Here is a 13564-nt window from a genome sequence, read left to right on the forward strand (position 1 = left end):
GGCTCCATTCCTCAGACTGCTTCCGAATAAGTACCAAAAAAAAACTTGTGTATGGCACCGGAATACGGATTTTTTAATATGGACAAAACCATAACTTATGACTATATTGGTTACAGGATCAGAAAAGGGTGGTTCCGATGATCAAAATTTCAACCCGCTTTTCGGTCGGCGTGTACATTCTGACGTTGCTGCTGGTCATCTGCAAGGATTACCAGTGTATTTCCGAATTTATCGCCGGAAGCGTCAACTCCAGTCCGGTGGAGATCCGCCGCCTGATCGGCCGGTTGAAAAAAACGGGCTGGTCAGAGTATCCGCTGGCGTGACCGGTATGGTGCTGGCGAAAAATCCGGAGAAAATCACGCTGCTGGACATCTATCGGGCGATGGGAGCGTCTGATCGCGACCGACTGCCGTTTGAATCAGCGGATCGTTTTGTAATTCATGATGATCGTAGAGGTTCTCCGTTGCCGGCAACCAGCGCAAAAACTCTTTTACGAAGCATGTCCAGAAAAGAGTGTTTCACTTTGCCGGACTGTCGAATATCAAAAGAAGTCAATAATTTTCCGGCTCGGCGCGTTAAGCCGAGTTTGCAATCAAATTTCTTGACAAAGAGCAAATCTCCGTCATTGCTGATAGCTCCGTCACTGAAATTGAATTCTATTTTTCTGCTTTTCGGACCTTGAAAATTACAACTTGGAACACTACAGTTTGTCATAAGCAGACCTTTTTTGTTTACTGTGACGTAAGATTTTACAATATAATGCCTTACTTGAGGTTCTACCTCTTTGTTTGAGGAATTTTATACAATATTCAGCTTAAAGTCAAAGCTTCAGTATTATTAGGAAAACTTGAGAGGCCAAGAGGCAATGGCAATATGGTTTTCTACTCCGGAGATTTTGAAGCCACAGTTAATGCCGGAGTCGCTGCAGAATTAGGAATTCGGTTAGCGCTTGAAGCAGATGGTGAGATTATGGCGATGCTGGAAATATTATGATTAATAAAGTTATTTGTTTTATCCTTTGCGGAAGTATTATTTTGGGGGGAGGAGGTAGTCTGGCTAATGCCGATAACGGAGATATTCCGCAATCGAAAGAGAAAATTTTGAATTCTGACGAGCTGTCGGCTAACGAGAAGTCAGAAGGAGAAAATGAAAAAATAGCATCGCTATGGCAACAGGCAAGAAAAAATCAAAAAGAACGCTATTGGTGGTCAGTAATTGACGAAGAAACAAAAAGAGAAGAACTTATTGCCAAGGATAACGATAATGCCGTAATGCGACAGTTTTATCATGACTTCACCGACAGTTCATTGCAGACAATTCTAACGCAATACGCATCGTTTCCAGAAGTATTTCCGTATGTAATCACGGATTATAATTTTCTTAAAGCATACCGCGAATTTCTTGCTATGTTGAAATTGTATACAGATTGTACGCAACAAGATTATGAGCTTGCCGTTCAAGCGGAAGCGCAACAGGAAAGTCCAATGCGCTTTTTATTGAAACAGCAAATTCAAAATATTGGGAAAAGTATTTTTAAAATTATAACTCCATCTGGCCTGAAACATACTGTAAAAGTTGATGATGAGGGTTATTTTGAAATCTTGTCTTGCGAAATCCCCGAACATGATGAGCAGAATATGCTTATGGAACTTGCAGATTGGGAAGCCAGATGGGAATATGGAACTGAATTATTAAAGACATTTCCTTCTATGACCTTCTATGACCTAAAAAGAAATATGAGTAATTCAGTGAGAAATGCTTCTATTTTTTTTCAGCCCCAAAAACAAAGTGGCCGGTATCTTTTAGATGTAATGAAACGATATTGTATATTGGAAGATGGGAAACGGTTGAAAAGTCTTATCGGTTATACACGTGTAATTGTTGAAGTAACCTATCTGCCGAAAGATAAAAAATACGAACTGAAAAGCAAGATTTTATTTTCAGATCCTCCCATCAAGGATTCAGTGTTTACGTATGATGCTGAAACGGAAAAACCAGCTTATGGGGAATTGAATTCGATTACAGTATGGATTATGATCATGTTACATAATTCTAGTCTTCCTTCTGAATCAGTGACCAGGGAACAATGCTGGAGCGCTGATGGTATGCAATATGAACTGACATCGGTAGGAATAGCACAAGATAATTTGTTTGCACGTGTGAAAGAGGTTGCTGTATCAAACTCTACCGATGGTTACTTAGAAGGAAGTTTTTTATTTGATTTGAACAAAGGGAAATATGTATCTGCAGATTATCATTATGTAAAGACTACAAAAGAGCGAGATGTGCTTATAGAAGTTAATATTCGCTCTCTGGATGAATGATAAGATTGTTTTTAAGTATATAACGCCGTGTGCAAGTTTTTTCATGAGAAAACCTGTTTAAACTGTAGAATCGGATCCCTGCGGCATATGAAGAAAGCAATTGATATGGTATGAGTCAATAACTTTCGCTCAATCCGGACAGTCAGATGCCATAGATTTCTTGCTCTGACTTGTTCAATGTGGAACCGTTTTGTCAATTGCCCGATCACGGTTTCAATCAGGCGTCTTCGATTGTTCAATGCTTTAACCTGAGAAGCGGGTCTTGAGTCTTTCATATTTGTCCGTAACGGAGTATGAAGTGTCATGCCGACCCTCCAGAATGCCTCTTATATTGCGTCATTACAGAGATGTCCGTTATCTCCAAGTATATGTGGCGCAGCATATCTCCGTTGTTGAAGTGACATTTCACGTTCATCGATATTTGTCGGAGCTCCGGATGACTCCATATTGGGGCCACCGGCAGGTATCCCTTCAAATCGTAATAGAGCATTGCTTGGGCCGGTGGTGGAGCTGGTGATCGGTCATTGTAAAAACGAATACAGAATGGATCGTAACCGGCTTCGCAGCAAACTCGGCGATAAGCTCAAAGTGATTTTCGTCGTGGCCGGATTCAATAGGCTTTTGCATAGCCAATACATAAGGTTACCAGCTTGCAACGCATCAACGAGGCATTGGGAGCCGCTCTGCGCTTCCACTTGCGTAATAATAGCTCAAAAGTCCGAAAAAAATAGTGATCTCTAGATTTTTAATAAGTCAACAGATGCAATTTTTCACTGTGTTTTCTGGATGTTGAAAACAATCCACAACATTCCTGCCGTCGACAACAAGAGTCACAAGTTTCCGGAAAGAAAACCTTCCAATCGGAGATAGATTGACACGCATATGGATATAAACCGGGCGGCAGCAGACAATGCGGCAGATTAAAAATTGCCACCGGTATATCGTAAGCGTTTAAAATACTTACAGCTCTTTCTAACTCTTGTTGATATTCTGCCGGATCAATCCATACCTCAACTTCGTGCTGGATTGCCAATCCGGTAAATTCCAGTCCCATGAAAACCACGGAGCCTACAAACGGCAAATTCCGATAAATGAATTCTGCCACTTTCGGCAAACGCCGCCAATTCTTTTTTTGAATCACGATGCGCAGTTCGATTTCCGCTTTGAAGCAGGCAAGTTGATAAAGACCATGCATTGTTTCCGACCAGGAGCCCTTCACTTGGGTGATTTCATCATGATCTCCACAGAAATCGGAATGTAGTGGAATACTGATCAACAACCTGTCCAATCCGACATTATTCAATTTCTCTGTATATATCGGATCGGCAAAAGCACGACCATTACTCAACAGTTGAATCGTTGTTTCAGGCAGCGTTTCCCGGATTTGCTTCAGAAGCTCGAATAATCGATCTCCCAGCAAAGTCGGTTCACCTCCGGAAATTCCTATGGTCGGTAGCTCGACCGGAGCGTGTTCCAGCAACTTTAGGCTCCGCCGGAAGTGAAATTCGACGTCATCTCGCTTTAATGGTGGTTGCGCACACATCAGGCAATGGTTATTACACTGTGACGTGACGAATAGGGTATTGTCATTAGAATAGATATCCCACCTGAACTTTTTCATCCGTTCCACTCCGCCAGCCAACGCCGAAATACCGGCATGACTTCTTCTTCGCGTTCAATAATCAGAGAGAAAAGATGCTCAATGATGGCGGTACACTTTTTGCAAACTTCAGAAGCAGGCCTATATCCGTACCGATCTTGCTGAACCGCATAATTGCGGACCGGATCTGCACCGCAATATGCCTGAAATGCACAGTCGGAACAGCCGGCAATTCCTTCAACAGTATTTACATCGGCCAAGTCTTGCACCTGGATGCCATGAAAAAGCTTTTCGTAAGATTCCGAGACAGGTCCTATTCTGAATTGAAAATCTCCGCAAGCGGCTAACATCCGGGATTCATCGGAAGCATATACATATCCGTCGCAGTGATAAACCGCCACTCCTGACATGAGGCCGGAAGGCGAACGCAGGTCGACGAAGCCGTCAGAAAATGGAGTTAGGATTCGCCGCAGAAACAACAATGTCAATTCCTCAACCAGTACCGTTCCGTTCCGATTCAAAGAGATAATATAATCCAGTGCCTTCCGGTAAAATGCAATAAAACGCTCTCCATATTCGGTCCAATCGAGATTCTGCATTGCCACGCCGTAAGGATTCAAAGAACGCAAAAAAACAGAATGGAAGCCAAGCTCAAGATAAGTATCAATAATTTCATGCGGTTTCGTCAATGAAGCCGGCGCTGCGGTCATCAAGGCGGATACTCGGTCTTCACCCAGCCATTCCCGCGCCCGGGCAATCCCGGTCGTTACCCGAGAATAACTGTCCTCGCGACCCCGATTGTGATTATGCAAATTCTCCGGACCATCCAATGAAGTAGAAATCAAAACATGGTATTGCCGACATATTTCCAACACCTCAGCCGAAAGTTCCACACAATTGGTACAAAGAACATAGGTGATTTGTTTACCGCACTCTACTTTCCTGCGTTCTGCCGTTTCGACTGCCAGCCGGAATAATTCCGGAACCAAGGATGGTTCACCTCCTTGAAATTCCATCGTCAATGCAGCCGCAGGACTTTGGAACATCAGATCGATCGAATACAAAAGAACAACTTCCGGCATATCGTAACCGACTGCATCCTGTTTTTGGCTGGAGGCTTGGCAATAAATACAATTCTGGTTGCAACGCAGGGTAAGTACGAAAATGTGCAGCGAGGTAAATTCATTCAAAAAAGCCTTTCGGGTACGGAGCCTCACTGCATATAAATCAAGCCATTCCGGAATCAGGGATTCACTGATGAAGAAAGCCGCAATCAGATCTTTGTACAATTCTTCCGTCGGTCTTATCTGCCGTCCTACGATACGTGCAACGGTGCCTGCCGGAACCACCAGAAAATCACCGACCTCGTTTACCAGCAATTCCCGACCAGCCAAATGCCGGAACCGGAACGGCAGCAAAAAATATCGTTCATTCATCATTGGCCCCGAATTCTGCTGTTTTTTCAAACTCGGCAAATGCCTTCACATACAGAATCGTTCGAATATCACGCGTTTCGCGCTCGACGATCTCTCGCAATTTATAATCGGCGAAATCCCGACTCAACCGTTCTTCAAGCTTTCGCAGTTCTTGTGGAGAAAACTCACCCTGTTTCTTTCGCAATGAAATCTGTTGTTGTCTTTCTCCTGAGTTCTCCCGCATAATCAAATATTCAGATGCCATCCAGTATAGGACATGAGAAATTACTTCATCACTGTAAATAGACAGATCTACCACGAAAGAAGCGATTGTCGGAGCTTTCAACTGTATCGCATCGATCATTCAGTCTCCGTTTCCTTGAAAGTCTTCAAACTTTCAATCAGACTGGAGGTTGCTTTGCCGTCCTCCGAAATTTCCAAAATAGTCTGAAGTTGGCGAATCGCCTTTTGAACGACTTGTGTTCCGATTACGAGACCGGCACTATTTCGCTTAAGATCCTGTTCGGAAAGATACCGTTGTGTAATCAATAACCGGATTAATTCTTTCCATTCTTTTCGTTCCGTCCCATTCCAACAGAGTGCCGCCTCAATCAGCTCGCCAACGTTTAATTCAGTTTTCATGCCGGCCACGACAACCGCTTTCATCATTTGCGGATTGCAGATGTTTTTTCCTGCTGCATCATACTGCAGATCTGCCTTTGTCATATATTCATATTCTACCAAAAAAGCAGCCAGTATCGCAACATGTTCTGGATTGATCTGGTCCCAAATCAATAGAGCTTTGATTGTACTGCTTCTCGCAAGACCATCTGCAGAAAGCCCGGCGGCCAATTGAAAACGCTTCACTGCTGCCATAACATTTTTTTCAAAAATGACCTCTCCTGAACCATTTTTTACAACAGCATTGGCTGCAAGAAAATTATGTTTAATCAGAAGCCGTCCCAATTCTGCAACGTCCATTCCGTAACAACCTTCTTCAAGGTTGCGTTCACCCAGCTTATATTGTGGTACCGCTGTTTGAGGTGTCGAACGTGTTTGCTTCGGGGATATTGATTGAACAGGCTGCCGACGCGGCGCAACCGGCGGAGTTGCCGGAATCGACGGAACTTGTGGGACGTAATAACTTCCACCGCCTCCACCAGTTCCGGATCGATGAGAAGAATGGGACGAATGAGAACGATGACTGCTATGGCTGCGATGCGCAGCTAAAGTCATTGAAGTCGCTCCATGATGATTCAGAATCAGTGAGTCAGGGGCATTCTTCTTTGGCTTATTCCGATCCTTCATATAACTATTCCCGAAAATCACCGGAAATGAGACAACTTCGGATCCATGTGCATTGACCAAAGAACTTACCGACGCCAGCAAAATACCTTGCAGAATTCTATAGAATTTTAGTTCCATAAAAAGAGCATTTTATATTATTATATTTAAAGATAATATCTAACTGTAAATATGATACAATATAAAACTGAAAAGTCAACAATAATGTTAAAAAATTTCATTAAATCATATCGATAGTGTCTCCGACCATCAAAGAAGCTGCCACCATCTTGAATAAAATGAACCCGAACAAATCTGCGACCCACTTTATCATGATGCTTAAAACGGTTGCGTTTTATCAAGTTCTGTAAATTACAAAAGTCATGAACTTGTTAATTTACGGAGTTTTTCTTGCCGACTTGGCGTGGAAATGAAAAAACTGATTTGCAAACCGCGAATCCGACGGTATGGTATGATTAAGAAATAAAATGATGCTTTGACTTGGACGTCGCCGGATGGTCAGGTCAACGGAAAGCACTGGAAATTCGTACCGTTAGGCCCTGGGGTGCGAATGAGCCGGTGCTTTTTTTTTTGCGTTTGGGACGAGGCTTGAAAGGAATGTTATGAAAAGCGGAGAAACGGATATTCGGAGCGAATTTGCCCGGTATGTATCCTTAAACCTTTTCGGCATGGTCGGATTGTCGCTTTACATCCTGGCCGACACCTTCTTTGTGGCCCGGGGAGTCGGCCGTGACGGACTGGCGGCGTTGAATCTGGCTATTCCGGTCTTTTCCCTGATCAGCGGCATCGGCTTGATGATCGGCATCGGCGGAGCCGCGCACTTCTCAATTTTACGCGGCAGCGGCCGGAAGCGGACGGCGGATGCCGTCTTCTCCGGAGCGGTCAAGCTGGCCGTGCTGTTCAGCCTGCTTTTCGTGATGATCGGAATTTTCTGGACCGAACGGCTGGCGCAATGGCTGGGAGCCGACCGGACGCTGCAGCCGTTGACCATTCCCTATATCCGGACACTGTTGCTGTTCGCTCCGGCTTTTCTCGGCAACAACCTGTTGATCGCTTTCGTCCGCAATGACGGCGGTCCGCGGCTGGCGATGATTGCGATGCTGGTCGGGAGCGCCGCCAATATCGTGCTGGATTACCTGTTCCTCTTTCCATTCGGCTGGGGAATGTTCGGAGCGGCGTTGGCGACCGGTCTTGCTCCGGTTATCGGCCTGGCGATTCTATCGTTCCATCCGTTACCGGGACGGAACCGTTTTCATTGGGGATCCCCGGGATTCCTGCCGGAGGCGGCCGGAAAGATTCTTGTGCTTGGAATGCCTTCGTTCATCACCGAGTTTTCATCGGGTGTCGTGATGCTGCTCTTCAACTGGACCATCCTGAAACTGGCCGGCAACCTCGGCGTCGCCGCTTACGGAGTGATCGCCAACATCGCCCTGATCGCCGTAGCGGCTTTTTCCGGCGTCGGCCAGGGAATCCAGCCATTGGTCAGCCGTGCCCACGGCGCCGGACATCATGAAAAAAGCCGGACCGTTCTGTTGCTGGCGCTGTGTCTCGCACTGCTGATCGGTGCGGGGTTGTACCTCATTCTGGCCTGTTTCCCGGATGCGGTCATCGGTATTTTCAACCGGGAAGGGGATGAGGGATTGCAGGAAATCGCCCGGCAGGGAACTTATCTTTACTTTATTGCCCTGTTGTTCATGGGAGGCAATATCGTGGCGGTCTCGTTCTTTACCGCCATCGGGAGAAGTTTGCCGCCGTTGCTCATCTCATTCCTGCGCGGCCCGGGAATCATCGTACCGATCCTGCTGATTTTCCCGTATTTCTGGGGATTGACCGGTGTCTGGCTGGTCATTCCGGCGGCAGAGAGCGCCACTTGGCTCTTGACGGCGGCCCTGCTGCTGAAGCGATGTCACGCCCGTACCGGCGGCCTGGCGGCTTGACGGGATTGCGGACGGTTGTTTTGCTTACGACCGGCCGGGAAAAATGGATTTTTTTGGGAAAAAAATTTGACAAAACCATAACTTATAACTATATTGGTTACAGGTTCAGAAAAGGATGGTTCCGATGATCAAAATTTCAACCCGCTTTTCGGTCGGCGTGCACATTCTGGCGCTGCTGGTCGTCTGCAAAGATTACCAGTGCACTTCCGAATTTATCGCCGGAAGCGTCAACACCAATCCGGTGGTGATCCGCCGCCTGATCGGCCGGTTGAAAAAAGCCGGGCTGGTCAGAGTATCCGCCGGTGTGGCCGGTGCGGCGCTGGCGAAAAAGCCGGAGGAAATCACGCTGCTGGATATTTATCGGGCGGTGGGAGCGGCGGACAGTACGCTGTTCGACATCCATGGCGATACCAATCTTCATTGTCCGGTCGGGGCGCATATCCAGTCGGCGCTCGACGGCAGCATCAGGGACGCCCAGAACGCTATGGAGTTGGAATTGGCGTCACAGACATTGGCCGATATCGTCCGAAATATCGAAGCGGAATGCCGATGAATTTTTTTCTGTCAACCTGTAACTGATATGGGTACAAAACAATGACAACCGGTTCCGGCGACGCCGGAAGGTTGAAACAACCCAAACTACGTAAGGAGACCCGATCATGAACAAATCCGTCATCCGGAATTACCGGACCGCCGAAGGCCAGCCGGTGGAGAGCAACGGCAATTGCTTTACCGTCAAGCCGGTGGTGCCGTTGAGCGAAGCCAAACAATGCCAGGTGAATTTTGTCGAAGTGGCGCCCGGCAATTATGCCTATGGCTACCATTGGCATGAGATGAATGAAGAGGTGTTCTACATCATCGAAGGCAGAGGCATCGTCCGCACTGCGACCGGCGAAGTCGAAGTCAAGGCCGGCGATGCGATCACCTTTCCGCCCGGACCGGAAGGAACTCATGTGATTCGCAACGCGTCCGAAACGGAAAGATTGGTGTACATTGATTTCGACACCAACAATCCGGCCGAGATCGTCCATCTCCCGGAGGTGAAGAAAATCATGGCGATCGGACCGTTTTCGAACGCCGTTTACGACGAGCAGTAAGCGAAAAGAGGAAGTGCATCGGTGCGTGACATCTGGAATCCGCGGCGGGGCTGCCGGAAAGTCGGCGAAGGATGCCGGCACTGCATGTACTTCCTCGACCGCCGGTGCGGCGGAAACGGCGCGGCCGCCGTACCGGCAATTTCAATGGTCCGCTGCAATGCGACTGTCATGGAGGTTATAGACTCGAAGCTGACCGGTGTGCGGGGATTGCCGCCGAGTGGAACGCGCGCATTCCGGCGTATTTTTTTCATCCGGCCGATTGAAAAATAATAAAACAAATATATAGTAAAGTTGTTTTATTATTTAAATACGGACAGGTGAATCATGAGCAGAGACGTCAGATTGTTCCTACAGTACATCGCCCCTTCGATGATCGGCATGCTGATTGCCGGCTCGTTCAGCATCGTCGATACTATTTTTATCGGGCGCGGCATCGGCAAAACCGGGTTGGCGGCGGTGGCGCTCACCTGGCCGCTGGTTATGCTGTTCGGCGCGCTGGGGGATATGATCGGTTCGGGCGCGGCGGTGATCATCTCGCAGTCCCGCGGCGCGGGCGACGAGGCGAGAGCGCAGAAAGCGCTGGGCAACATGGTTTCGCTGCAACTGCTCGGCTCGATCGCCGGCGGACTGCCGGCGCTTCTCTGGCTGGAACCGCTGCTCCGCCTGTTCGGTGCGACGCCGGAACTGATGCCGGATGCCTTCGTCTATGCCCGGATCATGATCGTCGGCGCCTTTGCCGGCATGTTCATGACCGGTTGCATTGCGGTGGTCCGCAACGACGGCAGGCCTTTTCTGGCGATGTGGCTGGTGATCTGCGGTTTGCTGGGCAATATGCTGCTGGACTGGCTGTTCATCATGGTGTTCCAATGGGGGGCGGCCGGCGCCGCCTATGCCACCGTGGTCAGCCAGGCGTTGGCCGGTATTCTGGGACTGGTTTACTTCCTGTCGCCGCAGACCATGCTGAAAATCACCGGCGGCAGTTTGAAACTGTCCGGCCGTGCCGTCCGGCATATCTGCATTACCGGCATTCCGATTTTCGGCAACATGCTTTCGATCATCGCCATGTTGTTCATGCACAATTTCCAGGCGCTCCGCTACGGGGCGGTGGACGGCCTGGCGGCCTATACGCTGGTGGCCGGACTCGAATCGGTCGGTTCGCTGTTGATGAGCGGCCTGGCCGGCGGTGTCCAGCCGCTGACCGCTTATCTGTACGGCGCCGGCAAACACCGGCGCCAGAACCGCATCGGCAACTACGGATACTGGACGGCGTTCGGTTTGGGGATCGTATTGATGCTGGGGGCGTTCGCATTCCGGCGCATCATGCCCGGCTGGGTCGGGCTGACCGGGCAGGTCGGGGCATTGGCGGCGCACGGCGTGCTGCTCAGTTCTCCGGCGTTTCTGCTGCTGGGGGTGATCCGGGTCGCCGGTTTCTACTATCAATCGACCGGCAAAATCGCCGACGCTTCGCTGCTGATTTACGGCGATTCCTTTTTCGCGTTGCCGTTGTGCCTGTTCCTGCTGCCGGTCTGGTTCGGCATGGACGGAGTCTGGCTTGCGATGCCGGTTTCGCGGGTTATATTATTTGCCATCTTGTGTTATCTGTGGTTTGGAAAGCGGCGAAAGGAGAAGGCGCATGTCGACCGACCGTACTTTGCTGAGCGAGTGGATGGAACTGTGGCGGCTGACCGATAACGTCTACACCGTTTTTCTGAAACGCTGGAATCTCTCGCTGAATGCCTATTTCGTGCTGACCTGGCTTCGCGACAATCCCGCCGGGGTCGAACCGGCCAGGCTGGCCGACCTGGTGAATATCCAGCGCCAGTTGGTGACGATCATTCTGCGGGATTTCGAAGCGCGCGGCTTGATTCTCCGGCGGGAACGGTCGTCCGACCACCGGCGGAAACTGATTCTGCTTTCTGCCGCCGGCCGGGATTTTGCCGATGAAGTGTGCGGTGCGGTGGAGGAGATGGACCTGCAGGGGCTGGCCGCGTTCTCGCTGGAAGAACAGCAGCGCCTGGTCGAATATTCCAAACGGTTTTATGAGGCGATCCGCGGTTTTTAGGCGCCGGAATCGGATGATGCGGAACGGATTTTCGGCGTCATATCCGGTGAATTTTCGCAAAACCGGCCGCCGGGTTTCCAGGCGGAGTATTTTTCTTGTTCCCGGCCAGCTCCGGCACCGCTGCCCGGACGATGGAAATAAGGGGGGGAAGAAGATCCTGGCTTGGATTATTTTATTTTCAAACCTTGAAAAATGGCAATCCCGGATTAGTTATAGTTTGACCTTTTTCCGGAATCCATTCCGGGAGAGTCTAAAAAAATACAAACCGACGGGAAGTTTCGAATGAAAAAGACGGGCGTGATATTGGCGGGGTTGGCAGTTTCGATCGGATGTTTCGCCATGGATTTATCCGGCACTCCCGAATCGTCCGCTCCGCCGTCCGGCCGGGGTGAACGGTTTGAATCCGATTGCTTGCGGCTTTATCCGGTGCCGGCGGAGTTTCCGCTGGCAATGCCGGAGGCGGCATTGACGGTACGGGTGGATGGTCATGCGCTGGGGTTGTACGTCGACCGGAATTTCTGGCAGGGACTGGTGCATTTCGCTTCGTTCGATTTCGATCCGGCCCAGCCGGTAACAGTGGAAATCGAACTGCCGGAAACGGTGAAAACGTTCCGGCTGCTGCCGGAAAAATACGGGTTGCGGCCGGAACGGCAAGGGCGGACGGTTTCGTTTACGGTTGCCGAGCCGGACAGCATGATTACGCTGGTGACCGATGAAAATTACCGGACGGCGCCGGTCCTGCATTTGTTCGCCAATGCCATTGATCCGGACGCGCCGTCCGGATCGACCCCGAACGTCTGTTATTTCGGGCCGGGGTATCACGACCTGCAGGCCGAAACCGGCAGCGATGAATTGGTGGTCTCCGGCAGCGAAACCGTCTATCTGGCGTCCGGCGCGGTCGTCGACGGCAAAATCGCCCTGGCGCATGCCGACGGCGCGGCGGTGCGCGGCCACGGCATGCTGATGCGCAACCGGTATGAAGGCATGCTGCTGACGACCGGTTTTTCGCGCAACATTACATACGACGGCTTTCTTTTGTACAATTCCAGGCCGCAATGCTGGACGGCCGGCACCCACGAAGCGGACGGCGTCGAGGTGAGCAACGTCAAGGTGATCGCGCCGCATTACGCCAGCACCGACGGCTTCGATCTGGTGAATTCGCGCAACCTGCATTTCGTCAACACTTTTGTCCGGGCCAGCGATGACGCGGTGGTCATCAAGGGACTGGCCGACGGTTTGCCGGCCGACTGTCCGCCCAATGAGAATATGCTGTTCGAGCAGATGCAGTTGTGGAACGATTGCAACAATGCGTTCAACATGGGCGCCGAGGCCCGCGCTGCCGCTTATCGGAATATCACGCTGAAAGACAGCGATATTCTGTTTTCCTACGATGATCCGCATCACCACGGCAAACTCGACGAGCGTTCGACGATGTCGATTTCGGTGGTGCATGGCACTTTTTTCGAGAACATCCGTTTCGAAAACATCCGGGTCAACCGGTGCGAACGGCTGATCTGCCTGACCTTCCTGGAATCGTTCTGGTTCGGTTCGCTGCCGGGCGAACAGGAAACGCCCGGCGGCATGCGCGACATCACTTTCCGGCAAATTTCATCGCCGAACCGCTCGGAAAGCCCGATCGCCAATCAGATTCTGCTGCACGGCTGGCCAGGCACCGGCGATACGCCGGTCAAGCGGATTGAAAATCTGCGTTTTGAAGATGTCACCATCCGGGGGAAGCCGCTGACGACCGACAGCGAACATTTCCGGATCGATACCCCGGAACTGGTCGATTTCGAAGTCGTCGGCGCCGAATAACCGGTTGGG

At 50.0% G+C, this 13564-nt stretch carries 14 protein-coding genes and 1 pseudogene; 9 read left to right on the top strand and 6 right to left on the bottom strand.

Annotation, left to right across the window (positions count from 1 at the left end; translation table 11 throughout):
- Positions 1 to 137: 137 nt before the first annotated feature.
- Positions 138 to 323 (top strand): Rrf2 family transcriptional regulator, encoded by a 186-nt coding sequence (locus HWX74_RS12380; RefSeq protein ID WP_217704942.1) that lies wholly within the window; start codon positions 138 to 140, stop codon positions 321 to 323.
- Positions 324 to 438: 115 nt separating this feature from the next.
- Here the strand turns inward: HWX74_RS12380 and HWX74_RS20675 are convergent, their stop codons facing one another.
- Positions 439 to 714 (bottom strand): transposase, encoded by a 276-nt coding sequence (locus HWX74_RS20675; protein ID WP_176013840.1) that lies wholly within the window; start codon positions 712 to 714, stop codon positions 439 to 441.
- A 275-nt stretch (positions 715 to 989) separates the two neighbouring features.
- Between HWX74_RS20675 and HWX74_RS12390 the strand changes: the two genes are divergently transcribed.
- Complete coding sequence (locus HWX74_RS12390; protein WP_176013841.1) at positions 990 to 2324, top strand: hypothetical protein; 1335 nt, start codon at positions 990 to 992, stop codon at positions 2322 to 2324.
- A 41-nt stretch (positions 2325 to 2365) separates the two neighbouring features.
- On the opposite strand, the pseudogene HWX74_RS12395 reads toward HWX74_RS12390, so the two are convergent.
- From HWX74_RS12395 to HWX74_RS20045, 5 genes and pseudogenes are all read right to left on the bottom strand, one after another.
- Positions 2366 to 2635: pseudogene (locus HWX74_RS12395) on the bottom strand (transposase); the annotation flags it as partial.
- Between the two features lie 434 nt (positions 2636 to 3069).
- Entirely contained in the window at positions 3070 to 3945 is an 876-nt protein-coding gene (hxsC, locus tag HWX74_RS12400) for a His-Xaa-Ser system radical SAM maturase HxsC (RefSeq protein WP_176013843.1), read from the bottom strand.
- Positions 3942 to 5363: a His-Xaa-Ser system radical SAM maturase HxsB gene (gene hxsB, locus HWX74_RS12405; protein WP_217704944.1), complete on the bottom strand. Its 1422-nt coding sequence runs from the start codon at positions 5361 to 5363 to the stop codon at positions 3942 to 3944. The genes hxsC and hxsB overlap by 4 nt, the downstream gene beginning before the upstream one ends.
- Complete coding sequence (gene hxsD, locus HWX74_RS12410; RefSeq protein WP_176013844.1) at positions 5353 to 5703, bottom strand: His-Xaa-Ser system protein HxsD; 351 nt, start codon at positions 5701 to 5703, stop codon at positions 5353 to 5355. The genes hxsB and hxsD overlap by 11 nt, the downstream gene beginning before the upstream one ends.
- Complete coding sequence (locus tag HWX74_RS20045; protein WP_217704945.1) at positions 5700 to 6764, bottom strand: peptidoglycan-binding protein; 1065 nt, start codon at positions 6762 to 6764, stop codon at positions 5700 to 5702. Before HWX74_RS20045 ends, hxsD begins: the two co-directional genes overlap by 4 nt.
- A gap of 482 nt (positions 6765 to 7246) precedes the next feature.
- Here HWX74_RS20045 and HWX74_RS12420 point away from each other — a divergent pair, with 482 nt between their 5' ends.
- The 7 genes from HWX74_RS12420 (at position 7247) to HWX74_RS12450 (ending at position 13555) form a co-directional block, all read left to right on the top strand.
- Complete coding sequence (locus HWX74_RS12420) at positions 7247 to 8581, top strand: MATE family efflux transporter (RefSeq protein WP_176013845.1); 1335 nt, start codon at positions 7247 to 7249, stop codon at positions 8579 to 8581.
- Between the two features lie 127 nt (positions 8582 to 8708).
- On the top strand, positions 8709 to 9134 hold the full coding sequence (locus tag HWX74_RS12425) for an Rrf2 family transcriptional regulator (RefSeq protein WP_176014594.1): 426 nt from the start codon (positions 8709 to 8711) through the stop codon (positions 9132 to 9134).
- Between the two features lie 106 nt (positions 9135 to 9240).
- A complete protein-coding gene (locus tag HWX74_RS12430; protein ID WP_176013846.1) occupies positions 9241 to 9678 on the top strand; it encodes a cupin domain-containing protein in 438 nt (145 codons plus the stop codon).
- 21 nt (positions 9679 to 9699) lie between these two features.
- Complete coding sequence (locus tag HWX74_RS12435) at positions 9700 to 9948, top strand: hypothetical protein (RefSeq protein WP_176013847.1); 249 nt, start codon at positions 9700 to 9702, stop codon at positions 9946 to 9948.
- 54 nt (positions 9949 to 10002) lie between these two features.
- The gene (locus HWX74_RS12440; RefSeq protein WP_176013848.1) at positions 10003 to 11370 is read left to right on the top strand and encodes an MATE family efflux transporter; all 1368 of its coding nucleotides are present in this window, start codon (positions 10003 to 10005) and stop codon (positions 11368 to 11370) included.
- The gene (locus HWX74_RS12445; protein WP_176013849.1) at positions 11312 to 11740 is read left to right on the top strand and encodes a MarR family winged helix-turn-helix transcriptional regulator; all 429 of its coding nucleotides are present in this window, start codon (positions 11312 to 11314) and stop codon (positions 11738 to 11740) included. Before HWX74_RS12440 ends, HWX74_RS12445 begins: the two co-directional genes overlap by 59 nt.
- Positions 11741 to 12022: 282 nt before the next feature.
- Complete coding sequence (locus tag HWX74_RS12450; protein ID WP_176013850.1) at positions 12023 to 13555, top strand: glycosyl hydrolase family 28 protein; 1533 nt, start codon at positions 12023 to 12025, stop codon at positions 13553 to 13555.
- The last annotated feature ends 9 nt before the right edge of the window (positions 13556 to 13564 follow it).

The organism is Victivallis sp. Marseille-Q1083 (genome assembly GCF_903645315.1).
Taxonomy (GTDB): domain Bacteria; phylum Verrucomicrobiota; class Lentisphaeria; order Victivallales; family Victivallaceae; genus UMGS1518.